This is a genomic window from Sulfurimonas sp. HSL1-2 (assembly GCF_039645565.1).
GTDB classification, from domain to species: domain Bacteria; phylum Campylobacterota; class Campylobacteria; order Campylobacterales; family Sulfurimonadaceae; genus Thiomicrolovo; species Thiomicrolovo zhangzhouensis.
The window spans coordinates 2,375,634-2,392,681 of the sequence record NZ_CP147914.1; the positions used below are offsets into that span (position 1 = coordinate 2,375,634).

15 protein-coding genes and 4 tRNA genes are annotated in these 17,048 nt (G+C 57.5%); 2 read left to right on the plus strand and 17 right to left on the minus strand.

Going from position 1 to position 17,048, the window contains the following annotated elements; all coding sequences use genetic code 11:
• Positions 1-62: 62 nt before the first annotated feature.
• Genes WCX18_RS12150 through WCX18_RS12170 form a run of 5 tightly spaced genes read right to left on the minus strand, consistent with a single transcriptional unit; the run spans position 63 to position 5,050 of the window.
• On the minus strand, positions 63-1,202 hold the full coding sequence (locus WCX18_RS12150; protein ID WP_345988217.1) for a hypothetical protein: 1,140 nt from the start codon (positions 1,200-1,202) through the stop codon (positions 63-65).
• Entirely contained in the window at positions 1,199-1,867 is a 669-nt protein-coding gene (locus WCX18_RS12155; protein WP_345988219.1) for an ABC transporter ATP-binding protein, read from the minus strand. Before WCX18_RS12155 ends, WCX18_RS12150 begins: the two co-directional genes overlap by 4 nt.
• On the minus strand, positions 1,864-3,099 hold the full coding sequence (locus WCX18_RS12160; protein ID WP_345988221.1) for an FtsX-like permease family protein: 1,236 nt from the start codon (positions 3,097-3,099) through the stop codon (positions 1,864-1,866). Before WCX18_RS12160 ends, WCX18_RS12155 begins: the two co-directional genes overlap by 4 nt.
• Positions 3,092-4,312, minus strand: a complete 1,221-nt coding sequence (locus tag WCX18_RS12165) for an FtsX-like permease family protein (RefSeq protein ID WP_345988223.1) — start codon at positions 4,310-4,312, stop codon at positions 3,092-3,094. Before WCX18_RS12165 ends, WCX18_RS12160 begins: the two co-directional genes overlap by 8 nt.
• A gap of 6 nt (positions 4,313-4,318) precedes the next feature.
• Positions 4,319-5,050: an outer membrane lipoprotein-sorting protein gene (locus WCX18_RS12170; protein WP_345988224.1), complete on the minus strand. Its 732-nt coding sequence runs from the start codon at positions 5,048-5,050 to the stop codon at positions 4,319-4,321.
• Between the two features lie 67 nt (positions 5,051-5,117).
• Here WCX18_RS12170 and WCX18_RS12175 point away from each other — a divergent pair, with 67 nt between their 5' ends.
• On the plus strand, positions 5,118-5,678 hold the full coding sequence (locus tag WCX18_RS12175) for a ribonuclease HII (protein WP_345988226.1): 561 nt from the start codon (positions 5,118-5,120) through the stop codon (positions 5,676-5,678).
• Between the two features lie 120 nt (positions 5,679-5,798).
• On the opposite strand, the gene WCX18_RS12180 is transcribed toward WCX18_RS12175, so the two are convergent.
• The 8 genes from WCX18_RS12180 to WCX18_RS12215 form a co-directional block, all read right to left on the minus strand.
• Positions 5,799-6,473 carry a hypothetical protein gene (locus WCX18_RS12180; protein WP_345988228.1) on the minus strand — a complete coding sequence of 225 codons (675 nt, stop codon included), beginning with the start codon at positions 6,471-6,473 and terminating at the stop codon, positions 5,799-5,801.
• Between the two features lie 97 nt (positions 6,474-6,570).
• Positions 6,571-7,272, minus strand: coding sequence for a lysophospholipid acyltransferase family protein (locus WCX18_RS12185; RefSeq protein ID WP_345988230.1), 702 nt, complete (start codon positions 7,270-7,272; stop codon positions 6,571-6,573).
• Between the two features lie 61 nt (positions 7,273-7,333).
• A complete protein-coding gene (locus tag WCX18_RS12190; protein ID WP_345988231.1) occupies positions 7,334-7,840 on the minus strand; it encodes a hypothetical protein in 507 nt (168 codons plus the stop codon).
• 12 nt (positions 7,841-7,852) lie between these two features.
• Positions 7,853-10,279 (minus strand): S8 family peptidase, encoded by a 2,427-nt coding sequence (locus tag WCX18_RS12195; protein ID WP_345988233.1) that lies wholly within the window; start codon positions 10,277-10,279, stop codon positions 7,853-7,855.
• 330 nt (positions 10,280-10,609) lie between these two features.
• Positions 10,610-10,698: transfer RNA gene (locus WCX18_RS12200), tRNA-Ser, on the minus strand.
• A gap of 22 nt (positions 10,699-10,720) precedes the next feature.
• Positions 10,721-10,794 (minus strand) — tRNA-Cys (locus WCX18_RS12205).
• Between the two features lie 5 nt (positions 10,795-10,799).
• A tRNA-Leu gene (locus WCX18_RS12210) sits at positions 10,800-10,887 on the minus strand.
• An 80-nt stretch (positions 10,888-10,967) separates the two neighbouring features.
• Positions 10,968-11,042 (minus strand) — tRNA-Gly (locus WCX18_RS12215).
• A gap of 129 nt (positions 11,043-11,171) precedes the next feature.
• Here WCX18_RS12215 and ilvD point away from each other — a divergent pair.
• Positions 11,172-12,860 carry a dihydroxy-acid dehydratase gene (ilvD, locus tag WCX18_RS12220; RefSeq protein ID WP_345988235.1) on the plus strand — a complete coding sequence of 563 codons (1,689 nt, stop codon included), beginning with the start codon at positions 11,172-11,174 and terminating at the stop codon, positions 12,858-12,860.
• Between the two features lie 102 nt (positions 12,861-12,962).
• Here the strand turns inward: ilvD and WCX18_RS12225 are convergent, their stop codons facing one another.
• From WCX18_RS12225 to WCX18_RS12240, 4 genes are read right to left on the minus strand one after another with little or no spacing between them, the layout of a single operon-like run.
• Positions 12,963-14,741 (minus strand): nucleoside-diphosphate sugar epimerase/dehydratase, encoded by a 1,779-nt coding sequence (locus tag WCX18_RS12225; RefSeq protein ID WP_345988237.1) that lies wholly within the window; start codon positions 14,739-14,741, stop codon positions 12,963-12,965.
• On the minus strand, positions 14,738-15,844 hold the full coding sequence (locus WCX18_RS12230) for an aminotransferase class V-fold PLP-dependent enzyme (RefSeq protein WP_345988239.1): 1,107 nt from the start codon (positions 15,842-15,844) through the stop codon (positions 14,738-14,740). Before WCX18_RS12230 ends, WCX18_RS12225 begins: the two co-directional genes overlap by 4 nt.
• Positions 15,841-16,455 (minus strand): acetyltransferase, encoded by a 615-nt coding sequence (locus WCX18_RS12235; protein WP_345988241.1) that lies wholly within the window; start codon positions 16,453-16,455, stop codon positions 15,841-15,843. The genes WCX18_RS12230 and WCX18_RS12235 overlap by 4 nt, the downstream gene beginning before the upstream one ends.
• The gene (locus WCX18_RS12240) at positions 16,442-17,047 is read right to left on the minus strand and encodes a sugar transferase (RefSeq protein WP_345988243.1); all 606 of its coding nucleotides are present in this window, start codon (positions 17,045-17,047) and stop codon (positions 16,442-16,444) included. Before WCX18_RS12240 ends, WCX18_RS12235 begins: the two co-directional genes overlap by 14 nt.
• Between the last annotated feature and the right edge of the window lies 1 nt (position 17,048).

The window sequence follows — 17,048 nt, forward strand, 5'->3', positions numbered from 1 at the left end:
CGATGCCGATTGATATCGCAACCGTTACGGCAAGGATACGTTTTGAAAACATTGGTCTCTCTCTAATAACTGGCCTGCCACTCCAGGTAGAAGCGCTCGCCGTAGGGGCCGAATGCGCTGCTGTCGCTGCCGAAGCCCAGCAGTATCCCGGCCGTGAAGGTGTTGTGGTCATTCAGCGTGTAGGTCAGCGACGGGGCGACAAAACGGCTGTTCGCTTCATCGAAACTCTCTATATAAAGGAAAGAGCCGCTGAATGCAAGGTTGAAATCATACATTAAAGTCGTCCCGGCGTAAAAGGGGGACTGGACCATATTGCCGACCAGTTCGTCCGCGTAGTTGTCAAGAAGCTTCGTATAGGTGAAGGTTTCGGAACTGTAGAGCGCTTCGACAACCCAGGTGATGCCGTTTTCGAAACCGTAGTCGAACCCGGCGATCCCCTGAAAAAATTCCGTGTCCAGGAGGTCGCTCTTGAAATACCCCCCTTCGCTGCGCCACTCCGCCCCGGTAGTGAAGAAGTTGCCTTCGAGCTCGTACCCTACCATTAACGTATCTTCGCTGCGGATAAAATCGATGCCGACGTCGGCAAAAGAGAGGTACCCCTTTGCGCGCGCAGCGTATTTGAACGAACGGTCGTGGCGGACAGATGCGACGGCAGTCACCGTGCTGAGATCGCTGGGGGCATAGCTGTAGGTTGCCGCCAGTACGCCGTACACTTCGTCGGGTTCCAGGGCATAACTGTTTTTTGCATTGTAGAGGTCCGTCGGCGTCCAAATCCGCCCCACACCCATGCTGATCTTCTGGATCCCGGCGGTGACCCGCTGTACACTGTCCTCGTACCCGCCGTAGAGGCGGTAGATCCGTGCATGGGCTGCTCCCGGCCCGTAATGCTGCGCCTCGGTGCGCACTTCAAAGGGGATGTCCGGCCGAACGTCGTCCAGCAGCGTGAATTCATCGCTGTGCACGTACCCGTTCCCCAGGTGGTTGACGACGTCCCCGATGCCCGTCAGGAAATACCCCCCGTCCCGCCAGCCGCCGCTGAGGCGGAGCCGGTCATAGTCATAGAGGTACGCCGTGTCGTCGAGACCGGAGTGCTGATGCAGCAGGAAGTTCGTATTTTCAATCGTGAACGTCGGCTCCTCCGCCTGCAGCGGCATCAGGGCCGAAAGCAGTACCGACCCGGCAAGCAGCCGCCAACGGCTCATCGCACAACTTGCCCGTCGTTGAGCTTGATGATCCTCCGCGCCTGCTCCACGACGTAATCGTCATGCGAAGAGAAAAGGATCGTGATCTTTTCGACCGCGTTGAGCTGCTTCATCATCGCCATCAGGTGCCCTGAATTGCGCGAATCGAGGTTGGCCGTCGGTTCGTCGGCGAGGATGAGCTTCGGTTTGGCGGCCACCGCCCGGGCCACGGCGACGCGCTGCTGCTGACCGCCGCTGATATGGCCGGGCATGGCGTCGAGCTTCTCCTCTATTTCCAGCAGCTTCGCCACCTCCGCCACCCGCTGTTCAATCGCTTCGGGCGCAAAACCGCGCAGCTTCATAATGAAGCCGATGTTCTCACGTACGGTCAGCACGGGGACGAGGTTATAGGCCTGGAAGACGAAGCCGATCTGCTCGAGCCGCAGCCGCGAGCGCGCCCCCTCGTCAAGGCCGGAGAGTTCGGTGCCGTCTATGGTGATGGAGCCGCTGTCGATGGCGTCGAGCGCCCCGATGGCGTTTAGAAGCGTCGTCTTGCCGCAGCCAGACGGCCCGGTGATCACCCCGTACTCCCCCGTCTCGACGGTGAGATCGATATCGCGAAGGGCGTGCACCTCGCGCTCCGTATCCTTGTAAAAATATTTGTTCACTCTGCGCAGTTCGATCATACCTGTATCACCTCGATAGGATTAAGCTTTTTGAGCCTTCGCATCGGCAGCAGCACCGAAACGAGCGCCGCCGCGATAATGGCCAGGAAGGTATTGGTAAAGTAGCGGCTCTTGATGTCGGCATACACGACGGCGTTGTAGCCGAACGCCTCCAGCCCCGCCGCGTATTCGCGCAGGTCCAGCCCCTGCGTCTGCAGGTACCACAGGGCGGCGTAGCTTGTACACGCGCCCAGGACGAAGCCGACCACACCCAGCACCAGCGCCTCCGCGGCGACCTGTATGCGCAGCTGCGACTGGGGAGTACCCAGCGCAATGAGGATGCCGAATTCGCGAGTGCGTTCCAGGACAGAGACGAGCATGACGCCGAAGATGCCGATGAGGACCACAAGCATCACAATGGCGAAGGTGATGGAGTTGAAGATGACCATCATCTCCTGCATCTGTTTGAGCACCGGGTAGAGCGTCTGCCACGTCTCGACGTCAAGCCCCGGGAAGGCAGCCTTCAGCCGCGCGGCAACCGCTTCCGTCTGCAAAGGCTCAGCCAGCCGCACGGCCACCTGGGTCGCGCCGTTCGCACCCAACCCTGAAAAGGTGCGGCTGCGCGGCAGGGCGACGTAGATCGTCTGGTTGTCGATGAGCAGGTTCGACGTCTGCACGATTGCCGTCACATAGAGCGAGACGGCACTGATATCCCCCTGGTCATTCTGCGAGGAAAAGACCAGGCGGTGCCCCACCTCGACGCCCAGGTCCTCCGCCAGTTTCTTGCCGATGGCGCAGCCGTTCTGCCGCCGCCCCCAGTCGATCTTTCCCGCTTTGACAAAACCGGAGAGCTGCCCGAAGCGCTCTTCGGCTTCCAGGTCGATGCCGACCAGACGTCCCATCGCCGATTTGCGCGCCGTCGACGCCAGGCCGGTCTGCGAGAGCCGGACGGAGTAGGCGGCGACCGCCGGGTCCGCATCGAGTGCCGCCAGCAGGGGGCGGTCGTCGGCGATGGCGTACTCCAGGCTCTGGTAGAGGCGGAAATCTGGGGCATAAACGGAAATCTCGCCGCTGTCGCTGCGGATCGTACTCTCGCGCATCGTCTTGACCATCCCGTCGTAAAGCCCCTCGATGGCGAGCATCGCCGTCATACTGCCGGCGATCATGAGAATGACGAGCGCGGAGCGTCGGGCGCGGCGCCACAGGTTGAACCACGCCATCTTCAGTGCCAACGCGAAGGTCGCCTTAGACATGGTGCATCGCCTCCACGGGGGTGTAACGTTTGACGACCGCAATGGGGTAGAGGACCGCCAGCATATTGAGCGCAAAGACGACCCCCGCGTTCCAGCCGATGGTGAACCAGTCGAAACGCATCGGGATCTGGTCGTCGACGATCCCGTAATCACGGTACGCCTCCGCGATCCCCTCGATAACGACGGGGTGCAGTTCATAGTACCAGGCGATCGGCGCCCCGACGGCCACGGAAGCCCCGACGGCAGAGAGGGCTATCAGCAGCATCTCCAGCAGCAGCAGCGCGGAGACGTTCCGGGGAGAGAGGCCAATGGCGCGCAGCATCCCCAGCTCCCGGGTCCGCCCGACGATATTGAGGAAACTGAAAATCATGATGACAAAGAAGATGACGACGAAGAAGACCCCCATCGAGATGTAGCCGAAAACACTGTCCACCTCCATCGCTTCCACCTGCGCATGCATCAGCACCGTCCACGGCACCGCCTCCAGCCCCCTGGCCAGGCCGGACTGCACCGCTTTGACCGTCTGCGGCAACGCCGCAAGGTCGTCGACGGAAGCAACGATGTACGACGCCATATCCCCGCTCAGCATCAGCGTGTCGTAGTACGTCTTGTTCACAAACGCGGAAGAGGCGTCAAATTCGAAAAGGCCCGTTTTGAAGATACCGACGACCCGGAAGTTGTCGGCGGCAAAGGAGTCGTCCGTCGCCGTGCCGATGAGAGCAACCGTATCGCCGACCCCTATTTTAAGCCTTACCGCCAGTTCGCTGCCGATGTAAAGCGCATTGGTATCGTTATCGTCGAGGTAGCGCCCCTCGCGGCGTGCTTCGGCCATTTTGGACAGCCGGCGTTCCCGTCCGGGGTCGATACCCACCACCATCGCCCCGACGGAGTCGCGGGGGGTCGAGAGCAGCGCAAAACTCTCCAGGCGCGGGGCGTAGGCCGTGATCCCCGCCGTGCGCGCCAGCAGTGCCTCCTCCGCGGAAACGTCGGTCAGCAGGTAATCGTAACCGCCCTCTTCGCGGTACCCTTTTTTGTAGACATGCAGGGCGTTTTCGTAGACGTCAAGGGCACTTTTGAGCATATGCGCATGCGAACCGTCCATCAGGGCGACGTAGACGATAAAGAGCAGGGAGCTGAAAAAGGTCAGGGCGAAGGTAACGACGGTCCGCCCTTTGTAATGCAGGATGTTTTTCAGCGCCAGTCCGAACATCATGATCCCCTAGCGCGAGTAGCGTTTGAGCGCCTGCTTCGTGAAGTAGCTGCCGCTCACGCCCCGGTCGTAGACGACGTCGGAGAGGAGTACCAGCGTCTCGTTCTTCTCCTTGCCCTTCTCCAGCGGTTTGATCCTCATCACCGTCGGGAGATGGTGACTGCCGAAGATTTTCACGTCGCTGTAGAACATTTCGCGTACCGCGCTGCCGAAATCGTCGTAAAAGACATCGTGGATCTGCGTATAGGTGCGCCGGTCGATCGTCGAGACGATCCGTCCCCACACGACGGCTGCATCGGGTTTCGGGGTGAACGCAATGGTCACCGTCTCCGCCGTCTTTTCGAGGATCTCCGCATCGTAGTCGTCGACCATCGAGCTCTCTTTGACCATGTCGTCGTTGGTAAGGTCGCTCCCCATCCAGCTCTGCAGCATCATCGACGGCGGGATCTTGACGATTCGTTCGATCTTCGGCACGTACTGCCAAAGCTGCTTGTCGAGTTTCAAAAAGGTGATGCCGCGGTCTTTGGGCGGGTAGAGGATCTTCATAAAGCTCTTCGTCTTCCCTTCGGCCCAACTCTCGATCCGTACCGTCCGCTTGTGCCGGGCCGAGGTAATGACCATCTCCAGCTTCATGTAGACGTCTTTGCCCCGCAGGTTATCCTCGACCTTTTTGACAATGTCGGATGCCTCGGAACCGAACAGTAGGAGCGTTGTCGAGAGCCAGACCACCAGTAACCGCATCGCACTTTCCCTTCCCCGTTTTACCGATTATAGCTATATTTGGGCCGGAACACCCTAAAATATCCGAATGGAAACAGCACTACCTCTTTGCGGGATCGACGAAGCGGGGCGGGGCCCCATCGCCGGTCCCCTCGTCATGGCGGGCGTCATCTTACACGCGCCGCTCAACGGCCTGAACGATTCGAAAAAACTGACAGAAAAAAAGCGCGAATTGCTGTATGAAAGCATTATGGCAAATGCTGCCTACCACATCGTGCGTTTTTCCGCGCAACAGATTGACGATGAGGGCATCTCCGCCTGCCTCTCAAAAGGGCTCAAAGAGATCATGAAAGTGCTGGGGGAGGCCGACTACCTCTTCGACGGCAATTCGACCTACGGGGTCAACGGACTGCGGACGCAGGTGAAGGCCGACGCCGACGTGCCCGAAGTGAGCGCGGCCTCCATCCTCGCCAAAGTCACCCGTGACCGGGAGATGGTTGCCCTGGCTGACACCTACCCGCAGTACGGCTTTGAAAAACACAAGGGGTACGGGTCGGCGGCGCATATCGACGCGATCAAGCTCCACGGCTACAGTGCCGTCCACCGTCGAAGCTTCCGCCTGAAAGCGTTACAGCCTACACTGTTTTAGCCGGCCTACTTTCCGTATGCCCGCAGGATCGCCGCGGGGTTATTGCCCTATCGCGGAATGAGGAAATCCAGCATGATAATGCGGGAGCAGATATCGGCGTCCCCCGCAGCGTTCCTATGGTTAACGGCCCTTAGACGTCTTTTTATCTTTTGATGCCTTCTTTCTTTTGGGCTTCTTCTTGCCTTTTGATGCCTTCTTGGCCTTCGATGCCTTCTTCCCTTTCGAAGGCTTCTGCGCCTTCGAAGGATACCGCTCTTCTGATAGGCCGGAACTCATATTTTCCGGCATATCGGCACTGTCTTTAGCATAGCGGATGTCTCTTTTACTGTCTCTTACCAGAGCGTCCATATAGGCCGATTTCCCCTCCAACCGCTTCTGCTTGTAAAAAGCGACAAGCGTGTCGCGAAGTCGGAAGTCATCACGTATGACCGCCGGTTCCGTGGACACGATCCGCATGACACGCTTCGTATCCCCGGCTTTTTGTGCGGAAAGTACTTCCCTTTTAACGTCCACCATCAGGCGGTCGTGTGTTTTCTGCAGACTACGGAGCTCTCCGAGATAGGCGTTCCGTTCCTGCGCAGTTCCAGTCTGCTGTACTTTCAGGCCATCCTCTCGAACAGATTGCGCCTGTCGCACATAAGCACTTACACTGCCGCCGAGCTTGGCATCACTTTTCAATGCCCCGGTTTTTGCTGCATAACTGAACAGCGGATCACCCATCTGCGGAAAGAGCGTCGGATAGACATCGCCCGCCCAAAGCTGCAATGCTGTCAACATCAGTAGTACAATTTTCATCGTTCCACCCCTTACGGTTCCATTCATAAAGATGCATTGTAACACGGATCAAATAGCATGAGGGGAACAAAAAAACATGGTGGGCGGTTGCGCCGAATTAATTTTTGCGCGCGCCTTCCATAAATGCACGGTATTGAGTCTCGATGTTTTCAAGCGACATCGGCTCGCCGATATGGATATGCACTTCATAGGGCTGCTTGTATGGGGAAGCCTGGTAGACTTTTTCGAGCTGGTCGTCGATATAGATGGGGACGATCTGCATCTTGTTCGCCTTGGCGATCTTCTCCGCGCCCGGCTGGAACGGCCCTACGCCCTCGCCGCCGAAGCGCTCCCCCTCCGGAAACATAAAAAGGTTGAGATCCGGGGCCACCTGGAAAATATGCTTGATCTTTTTGAAGAAGGCAAGCATCCCCTTCCCCGCTTTAAGGTCGACCGCAATACAGCCGCTGTATTCAAAAAACTTCCCGTAGATCTTGTTGTCGAGCAGCGTCTGCTTGGCGATCCACATCCCCGCCTTCTGCCGCGTCGAAAAGAGCGATTCGATGCTGATGATATCGAGCAGACTGCGGTGGTTGGCGATATAGAGCACCCGGTTTGCCTCGGGCAGCTCACCGTGCATCACGGGAACAACGTTGAGGTATTCCAATACGCTGATCGAATAGTTCTGGCGCTCCTTGGACAGGGCATGGTAACGGTCGTGTTCATCCAGCTGCGTGTCCAGGTAGACATGGCGGAAAATGGGGATGAATTTCTTCCCGAGCCAGATCATATAGAGGTATTTGCGGAGGTTTTTAAACATGTGGCGCATTATAGCAGGTTATACCAGAGAGAATGCCTCTGCCCAGTAGGGCACAGCGTACTCACCGCAGCAGGACCGGTTTGATCCACTCCGGCTCGGCGTAATCGACCTCCGGAAGGGTGTTCAGGCGGTTGGTCTGCCCGATCAGCTCTCCGGCACCGGCAGGCGCGAAAAGGTAGATGCCCGCCGAAGCGTTCACAGCCTGCAGCAGGGTGAACCCCTGCCCTGCGGCAAACGTCTCGGGCGCAGTCCCCGGCTGCAGACGGACCAGGACATTTCCCGTCGCGATAAAGCGGTTGCGTTCGCTCCGGCGTTCGGAAGTGTAGAACACCCGACGGTATTCGGAGCCGGAAGCGGCCGTTTTCGCCGCCACTTCGGCCGGGGCAACCGCCACGACCCGCTTTGCCGATGCACCGGCTGCGGGGGAGACGGCCATTTCATCCTCGGCGCGGTAAAAAACCATCACGGATTTTTTTGTTTCCAGCACCTGTTTGGTCATTGTCGGGGCATCGGCCGCAAAAGCTGTTCCCGCCAGTAAAAACACAGCCAGTCCAATCATTCGTATCATCTTATTCATCCCTTAATGCCCCCGGATCTGCAAAGACCAGCTATTGAGAGTCCCGGTCGTACCGCTCCGAAGATCTTTCACATTCAGCGTCCATGTTCCTGATGCATTTTCGTCAAGACAGCGGACGGTGGAAAATCGCCAGTCGGAATAACTTCCCTCAAGATAGTACTGCCCGCCGTATGCCAGGTGGCTCTGCGTACCCTGCGGCGATACGAGTACGATATCGAGATCACCCGGACGCGCGTGCGAGATCGTCACCCAAACGTCAACATGCTCTACTTTCACCGGTTGCGGCGGAGTGACTGTAATGGACGAGGTCACCCCTGTCGTCCCTTCAGAAATTGACTGGTTCGGCGAAGCCGTTTGCTTCGGCAGCACCGTTTCCGCTCCCAACGACGTAAAGTTTTCCGCCTCAGCAACAGCCTTGTCGGCATCTACCAGTCCAAATCCATAGTTATGGTTGATTGGATAACCCGCACCGTTGGTCGTCCAGTCACCGTCGCTTGGATCGATCTTCTTTGCCGTCGTCGCCAGGATGTAACCCACATCACGGTAGGTGAGTGCGGGATTCGCAGTGAGCATCAACGCGGCGATGCCGCTGACGATCGGCGTTGCCGCCGACGTCCCGTTCATATAGTTGGTATAGTCTCCATTCTCATTACCCGGGACATCAAAACGGTAACCGCCGCGATAGCTGTTCGCAAAACCGGTTGAATCCAGACCGTATGTCAACCCTGTATAATCGGTCGTCACGATAGCAGGTTCATTTACACCGTACTCCCCGCCGGGTGCCGACACAAGAATATTGGCACCATAATTGGCGTAAGACGAGTATTGTCCATCCGCATTGATTGCTGTAATGGTAAGAACGTACGGGTTATTCAAAATCTCGGAGTTGTTAGCATTTCCAATATGAAGGGTATTGTTGTTTTCGTCTTTATATCCATTGTAGTTGCGGTCATTTCCCGCTGCAAAGACAATGACGGTACCTTTTCCGTCCCTGCCTGTTTCCGTTGCCGTCTGCACTGAAGCGACAAGCGTCGGATCGGGAACCAAAAACTCCGAACCGTACCCCCAGCTGTTCGAGGAAATATCTATCGCCTTATTCAGCGCATCGGCAAAGTTTGCATCTGTCGGAAGCGAGAATACATTGTATCCTGCCACTTTCACAAAAGGAGCCACCCCTCGCACCCCGATGTCATTCCACCCAGAAGCAGCGATCAAACCTGCACAAGCTGTCCCGTGGCTGGAGCCGTAAGGATCCGATGTCAGCTGATCCGCATCGGGTGAGGGATCACTGGCACCGTCGGAATATCGGTAACTTTTTGAAAGGTCAAGGTTAGCGGCCAGATCAGGGTGAACCGCCTGAACCCCGGTATCAACAACACCGACAAAAATACTCCTGCGGCCCGCGTAAGATTCCCATACCGGGACGACATTGATATCGTTCCCCGGTATGCCACTGCCGCCATAAATGCTGCCTGCATCCTGTCCGGTGTTTTCAAGGTGCCACTGATAATCATAAAGGGCATCTATGTGGTCTACTGTATCGCTCACGGTCGGATCGGTTCCGGCAAAAAACTCGCCATAATCACCGAGTGCATCCCCGTCGCTGTTCGCGGCTGCCGGATTCGTACCGACCAGCAGTTCGAAATCATCAAAAAGAGCGTCATTGTCCGTATCGTGGAACAGGTGGACCGTTCCCGTATACAGTTCCTGTATGGTCGCCGATGCCGCCGCATCTGCATAGGACTGCGCATCAGACAGGAGCGTCAGATCTTCCATCACACCGCCCGTGCTCAGTTTCGCCGGGTTGAATGCACTGAGCGCCGTCCCTGAAACCTTGAAAAGACGCTCGGAAAGCTTGGCAAGCACCGATTTAATCTCTGTTTCGTCTGTCAATTTCTCCTGTCGGATCCACTCCGCTGCAATCGTGGTGAAGGCGTTCACCCTCACATTATTGTTAAGTAGATCCGCTACCGTCACATACGCATAAAGGCTACCCTGCACCGGTTTGATCTCGACTTTAACATACTGGCCGTCGTCGTCGGGGTCGATATCCACGCCCCCTTCACTTTTCACAAGTACCAGCCTTGTCGATGCCAAGCCGCCAAGTGACGTAACGGCAAACTTACCAACCGTCTGCTCCGCGTAAGGCACCAGCGTATGGTTGTCATCCATCAGCTCTGTTGCGGCATTGAATGTTGTTGTCTTCGTCTGGTAGAGATTCTGCCCCGCGACGTCCCATACTGTGATCGTTGCACCGCTTATAGGGCCCAATGCCACACTGTTTTTTGCCGTCGGGTCACTCGGCGTCACGGGATCATCCGTCGCCGTTCCCGAGCTGGTACTCGTCCCGCAACCGCTGAACAGCAATATCAACCCGAGCATCATCATACCGCTGCCCGTCGCCAGCCGATGGAATATATTCTGCTGCACAGAACCCCTTTTTATAAAAACTATCTACTCAGATTATACATAAGTGCCGGCAAATACCCGAAACGATTAACTGCCGAATATCATTGGCCTCTTCTAAAATAATACTTTATAACTTTTACAGATTAAAAGCAAAAAAACATTGGCGGGAAATGCCTTTGAACAACCTGTACACTCCATAAAATGCCGGACGATGGCATCTGTTGTGACTCGGCGGGAACAGTGGCATCCTGAGCGGGAGGCAATACGTATCCCAGGAAAAAATCAGCCGAATCGGTACATTCGAAAAATTGTCAATCGTTAGTTTTGGATTGTGAATTGTGAGAAAGGTGGTGGCGGACAGACAGGGATTCGAACCCTGGGAGGTATGACCCTCGCCGGTTTTCAAGACCGGTGCATTCAACCAGCTCTGCCATCTGTCCATAAAAAAAGTCGGAGTTTTGGTGGAGGCGCCACCCGGACTCGAACCGGGGATCAAGGTTTTGCAAACCCATGCCTTACCACTTGGCTATGGCGCCACCGGTGGTGCCCGGAGCCGGGATCGAACCGGCACGATCGCAATGATCGAGGGATTTTAAGTCCCTTGCGTCTACCAATTTCGCCATCCGGGCTCAAGACACCAAAAAAAACCCCAACTCAGACCTCTTGTAAAGAAAAGAAGTTTCAGTTGGGGTGTTTAAATGAATAAAAATGGAGCGGGAAACGAGGTTCGAACTCGCGACCCCAACCTTGGCAAGGTTGTGCTCTACCACTGAGCTATTCCCGCATCTGTTGTTGTGGACCGAAATTATAGGGAAATTCACTCCCAATGTCAAGGGCTTTTCGCCGTTTTTGCGAAAACTTCGTTATAATCTCGAAAATATGCATTTTATATAAATATAGAAGGACCTGACCTATGCGCAGCGATACAGTCAAACGCGGCTTCGACCGCACCCCGCACCGGAGTCTTTTCAGAGCGACCGGCCTCAAAGACGAGGATTTCGACAAACCGTTTATCGGGGTAGCCAACAGCCACATCGACATCATTCCGGGCCACTTCTTCCTGCAGGAGTACGGCCGTATCGTCAAAGAAGCGATCCGCGAAGCGGGCGGCGTCCCGTTCGAGTTCAACACGATCGGTGTTGACGACGGGATCGCCATGGGCCACGACGGGATGCTCTACTCCCTGCCCAGCCGCGAACTGATTGCCGACAGTATCGAAACGGTCATGAATGCACACAAGCTCGACGCGCTCATCTGTATCCCCAACTGCGATAAAATCGTCCCGGGGATGATCATGGGTGCCCTGCGCGTCAACGTCCCGACGGTCTTCGTCTCCGGCGGCCCGATGGCGGCCGGCCACAAAAAAGACGGGACGCCGATCGATCTTGCGACCGCATTCGAGGCCGTCGGCCAGCATGCCGAAGGCAATATGAGTGACGAAGAGCTCTACGAGATCGAGTGTGAAGCCTGCCCATCCGGCGGCTCCTGCTCCGGCATGTTCACCGCGAACTCCATGAATACCCTCTGCGAAGCGATGGGAATCGCCCTGCCGGGCAACGGAACGGTACTGGCGATGACGCCGGAGCGTATCGAAATGGTCAAAGCGGCGGCGAAACGCATCGTCGAAATGGCCAAGGCGGATGATGCGAAGTACAACCTGCGAAACGTCCTCAATGAAAAAGCGATCCATAACGCCTTCGTCGTCGACATGGCGATGGGTGGCTCCAGCAATACGGTCCTCCACATGCTCGCCATTGCGAAAGAGGCGGAGGTTGATTTCGACATCACCAAGATCAACCAGATCGCCAAGAACGTCTCGCACATCGCGAAGATCTCCCCGTCCCTCGGAACGGTCCACATGGAGGACATCGGCCGTGCCGGCGGCGTCAACGCCGTCATGAAAGAGGTCAGCCGCCGCGGCGGACTGCTGCACCTGGACAACCCGACGGTCACGGGCGAGACGATCGGCGAACGCATCGCCGATGCGACGATCAAGGATACCAACGTCATCCACACCAACGAAAACGCCTACTCCCCGGTCGGCGGCCTCTCCATCCTCTTCGGCAACCTTGCCGAAGAGGGCGCCGTTGTCAAAACGGCCGGGATCGCACCGAGTATGCGCCAGTTCAAAGGAACCGCCGTCTGCTTCAATTCGCAACAGGAGGCGATCGCCGGCATCATCGGCCACAAGGTTAAGCCGGGCAACGTCGTCGTCATCCGCTACGAAGGCCCCAAAGGCGGACCTGGTATGCAGGAGATGCTGGCACCGACATCGCTGATCATGGGGATGGGCCTCGGCGAGAGCGTCGCCCTCATTACCGACGGCCGCTTCTCCGGGGCGACCCGCGGTGCTTCCATCGGCCACGTCAGCCCCGAAGCTGCCGAGGGCGGCCTCATCGGCCTGATCGAGGATGGCGACGAGATCGAACTCGACGTTGACACGCACCTGCTGCAGCTCAACGTCGCCGGCGAGGAACTCGAACGCCGCCGTCTGCACTTCAAAGCCCACAAAAAGTCTATCAACTCCAAGTGGCTCAAGCGCTACAGCCTGCTGGTTTCCAACGCCTCCAACGGCGCGGTACTGAAGACGGAACTGGACTGACGTCCCGTCCGTCAACAGCAAACGACCTCACACCCTCTCAACTCTGCACGACCCTTTAGGGCTTGTACGACTCGCAATTTAGTTGCTCGCATGTATTGCCCTTTAGGGCTTATGATCAAACTCCGGAACGATCTTTTTCAATGCCGACACCTTGTCATCCTCTGCCAGTAACGCAGCAATATCCTCTTGCAGCTTCCCGATCGGGTAATCCGTCTTGCCCGCGATAAAGATGGAGCTGTACTGCGTCTTTTTCTCACTGTCGTCGATCAGGAGCTCCTCGTAAAGCTTCTCACCCGGACGCAAGCCGCACAGCTCGATCCCGACCTCATCCTCTTTGCCGTAGAGCCGGATCATCTGGCGCGCCAGATCGATGATCTTCACCGGTTCGCCCATGTCAAGGATAAAGAGCTCTCCCCCCTTGGCAATAGCGGCCGCCTGCAGCACCAGCTGGCACGCCTCGGGGATCAGCATAAAGTAGCGCGTCATCTCCGGGTGGGTCACCGTCACCGGTCCGCCCGCCTCGATCTGGCGTTTGAACTTCGGGATGACGCTGCCGCTGGAACCCAGCACGTTGCCGAAGCGTACCGCAACGATTTCCGTGCCGCCGCTCTGCACGTTCCCAGCATAAAGCTCCGTCACCCGCTTCGTCGCCCCCATCACATTGGTGGGGCGTACGGCCTTGTCCGTCGAGATGATGACCACCTTTTCCACCCCGGCGGCGATACTCGCATCGATAACATTCTTCGTCCCCAGCACGTTATTGCGCACGGCCGTCGCTTTGTTGGCTTCACAGAGGGGAACATGCTTGTAGGCCGCGGCATGGATGACGATATCGGGTTTGAAGGCCGCCATCTTTGCATCCAGCATATGCCGGTCGGTCACGCTGAACATCTCCAGCTCCGCCCCGGGGATCTCCTCGCCGACGCTGTAGAGGTTGAATTCGCTGTGATCGATCAGTGCCAGGGCCACCGCCCCGAAACGGCTGCACTGGCGGGCGATCTCGCTGCCGATACTGCCCCCTGCCCCCGTAATGAAGACCCGTTTACCTTTCACAAAAGCGGCAATCACCTCCCTATCAAGGTCCTTCGGGTGGCGGGCGAGGAGGTCTTCAATGGAGAGATCTTCGAGTTTGTCGTGCTGTCCCCCCAGCAGCCGTACCCGTTTGACTTCTGTCACCCCGGCATCGCTCAGACGCTGGTAAAGGGCTTGAAGTTCGGCCTGGGTCAGGCTGCTCGTCACGATTGCCGTACTGATCCCGCGTTCGTCGATCAGGGTTTCCAGCGTCTCCTCGCCGTACACCCGGATATTGCTGATGTAGGTCCCCACAGCACTGCGGTTCTCCTCGGTCAGTACAACAACGGCAGAGGGGTAGTAAGGGATATCCCCCTCCTGCGCACTCTTGATGATCGAAGCCGTTTTAGGGTTGACCCCCAGCAGCAGCGCCGGCTGCTGTCCCAAGGCGTGCTCCTGCTCCGTCAGAAGCCGTTTTGAAATGCGCAGCGCCCCGATGGCGAAGAGGGAGAGAAAAAAGTCAATGATGATGACACTGCGGGGAAAGGGGTCGAACTCCTCCGGAAAGAGAAGGTAAACCGCCGTAAAAACCGTATAGGCAGCCACATGCGCCTTGACAATATTCTTCGCCTCTGCGAAGCCAACGAAACGCCAGACAATAAAGTAGATCCTGAAAAGGAAAAACGCGGCGACCTTGATGACGACCAGATAGAGGAACACCGTATCGAAGGATGAAAAGAAACGCAGCGGAATGTCAAAATTGAAACGCAGCGCATAGGCACCGTACAGGGTGGCCAGGGAGAGCAGCATATCCAGCAACAGAAAGAAAGCGATCCGCTTTCCGGACGTGGGTCGCAGAAGAGCGGTCACACCACTGCCCCCCGGACAATGTCGGAGACCCTGAGCACGTCCTCCCGGCCCATCTGGGTGCCACTGGGCAGGCAGAGGCCGCGCAAGAACAACTGTTCACTGGCACCGTCCGTCACTGCGTCCGCCCCGGCAAACAGGGGCTGGAGGTGCATCGGTTTCCAGAGGGGGCGGCTTTCGATATCCTGGGCTTCCAGTGCCGTACGGACCCGTTCGGGATCGGTGTGACCAAAGGTGAGCGTCGTCAGCCAGCGGTTCCCGTGCGCTCCCGGGAGTTCGGGCATAAAAGTGATCTCGTCGATCTCCCCCAGCGCTTCGCGGTACCACTCAAAGATCTGACGCCGCTGTGCGACCCGCTCGGAAAGCACCTCCATCTGTGCCACGCCGATGGCGGCAAGCACGTTGCTCATTCGGTAGTTGTACCCAAGCTCTTTATGCTCGTACCACGGGGTCGGCTCTTTGGCCTGCGTCGCATAGAACATCGCCTTTTTGATCGCCTCCCCGTTTTTGGCGACAAGCATCCCGCCGCCGGAGGTGGAGAGGATCTTATTCCCGTTGAAGGAGTAGATGCCGAAATCGCCCCAGATGCCCGTATGGACGCCGTCCAGGGTCGCCCCGAGACTTTCGGCCGCATCTTCGATAACAATAATGCCGTGCCGACGGCAGATCTCCGTGATACGTGCCATGTCCGCACACTGGCCGTAGAGGTGAGTGACAATGAGGGCCTTCGGCGGTTTCGGGGAACGCGCTATCGCGGCCTCGAGCAGTTCGGGCGAGAGGTTCCAGCTCGCCATCTCCGCATCAATGAACCAGGGTGTGGCTCTCTGGTAGAGGATGGCGGCAACGGAACCGATAAAGGTAAATGACGATGCGAGCACAATGTCACCCTCCCCGATACCGCTGACGCGCAGCGCCAGATGCAGCGCGGCCGTCCCGCTGGATGTCCCCAATGCATAGGGTGCCTGCGTGTAGTCGCAAATCGCCTGCTCGAAGCGCGTCACCATCGGCCCGAGCGGCGCGATGTAATTGCTCTCGAAGACCTCGGCTATGTAGCGCTGTTCATTGCCGGTCATATGCGGCGGGGAGAGGAAAAGACGTCCGCTCATTGTTTCAGCTCCTTTTTGATGACGGCGGGGACGCCGGCGGCCATCACACCGTCGGGGAGCGAGGCGATAACAGCCGATCCCGCGGCAATAACGGCATCACTGCCGATGCTCACGCCCTGCACGACACTGCTTCCGATCCCCACATGCGTCCGCAGGCCGACGCTCACCGCACCTGCCAGCGCAACGTTCGGACTCAGGTGTGCAAAGGCTCCGATACGGCAGTCGTGCTCGACAACGGCGCCGGAATTGACGATAACCCCTTCCCCGATCGTTGCACCGGTGTTGACAACGGCCAGCGGCATAATCACGCTGCCGCTCCCGACAGCCGCATCCGCTGCAATGACGGCAGAGGGGTGGATAAGTGTCAAGGGTTCCGCCCCGATGGTCACCAACTTTTCGAAAACGCGCTGGCGGGCCGCATTGCTCCCGACACCGAGGGCGACGGGGATGTCCGCATTTGCCGTTTTGAACGTATCAAAATCGCATGCGCCCTCTTTCACCGCATCGTCGATCCAGAGGATATCGGTATAGCCGCATGCCCGTGCGATCTGGGCAACGACCCGACCATGTCCCCCGACCCCATAGATACCGATGCGCTTAGTTGTTTCCATTGAACTTCTCCACCGTCACATGTCCCTCGGCATTGATGCCTTCGCGGACAAACACTTTTTTGATCGTCAGGAGTGCGATCCTGAGGTCCTGCCGCCATGACAGATGATCGACATACCAGACGTCGTAGGCGAACTTCTGTTCCCAGCTGATCGCATTGCGCCCGTTCACCTGGGCCCAGCCCGTTATCCCGGGTTTGACCTCATGCCGGCGCTTCTGCTCCTCATTATACAGCGGAAGATACTCCTCGAGCAACGGGCGGGGGCCAATGAAACTCATCTCCCCGCGCAAGACGTTGTACAGCTGCGGCAGTTCGTCCAGACTCAGCGACCGGATCACCCTTCCCGCACCGCGGAGCCGCTGGTCGTCAGGCAGAAGATTCCCCTCCGCGTCACGCCGCCCATCCATCGTCCGAAGCTTGTAGATCGTGAAAAGCCTTCCGCCGAGCCCGGGACGGTTCTGGGTAAAGAAGAGCGGGCGTCCGAGTGAAATATACACCGCTGCCAAAGCGACGGCCATCAATGGCGAAAACAGCAGCAGCAGTACCGCTGCCCCGATCCGGTCAAGCAGCGGCTTGAGGAGACGGCGGTACATC

What these genes read in the sequence shown, in the direction of transcription:
- WCX18_RS12150 (WP_345988217.1), bottom strand. Translation starts at nt 1,202, where the DNA reads ATGAGCCGTTGGCGGCTGCTTGCCGGGTCGGTACTGCTTTCGGCCCTG.
- WCX18_RS12235 (WP_345988241.1), bottom strand. Translation starts at nt 16,455, where the DNA reads ATGGAAACAACTAAGCGCATCGGTATCTATGGGGTCGGGGGACATGGT.
- ilvD (WP_345988235.1), top strand. Translation starts at nt 11,172, where the DNA reads ATGCGCAGCGATACAGTCAAACGCGGCTTCGACCGCACCCCGCACCGG.
- WCX18_RS12190 (WP_345988231.1), bottom strand. Translation starts at nt 7,840, where the DNA reads ATGATACGAATGATTGGACTGGCTGTGTTTTTACTGGCGGGAACAGCT.
- WCX18_RS12165 (WP_345988223.1), bottom strand. Translation starts at nt 4,312, where the DNA reads ATGATGTTCGGACTGGCGCTGAAAAACATCCTGCATTACAAAGGGCGG.
- WCX18_RS12170 (WP_345988224.1), bottom strand. Translation starts at nt 5,050, where the DNA reads ATGCGGTTACTGGTGGTCTGGCTCTCGACAACGCTCCTACTGTTCGGT.
- WCX18_RS12240 (WP_345988243.1), bottom strand. Translation starts at nt 17,047, where the DNA reads ATGTACCGCCGTCTCCTCAAGCCGCTGCTTGACCGGATCGGGGCAGCG.
- WCX18_RS12185 (WP_345988230.1), bottom strand. Translation starts at nt 7,272, where the DNA reads ATGTTTAAAAACCTCCGCAAATACCTCTATATGATCTGGCTCGGGAAG.
- WCX18_RS12230 (WP_345988239.1), bottom strand. Translation starts at nt 15,844, where the DNA reads ATGAGCGGACGTCTTTTCCTCTCCCCGCCGCATATGACCGGCAATGAA.
- WCX18_RS12155 (WP_345988219.1), bottom strand. Translation starts at nt 1,867, where the DNA reads ATGATCGAACTGCGCAGAGTGAACAAATATTTTTACAAGGATACGGAG.
- WCX18_RS12160 (WP_345988221.1), bottom strand. Translation starts at nt 3,099, where the DNA reads ATGTCTAAGGCGACCTTCGCGTTGGCACTGAAGATGGCGTGGTTCAAC.
- WCX18_RS12180 (WP_345988228.1), bottom strand. Translation starts at nt 6,473, where the DNA reads ATGAAAATTGTACTACTGATGTTGACAGCATTGCAGCTTTGGGCGGGC.
- WCX18_RS12175 (WP_345988226.1), top strand. Translation starts at nt 5,118, where the DNA reads ATGGAAACAGCACTACCTCTTTGCGGGATCGACGAAGCGGGGCGGGGC.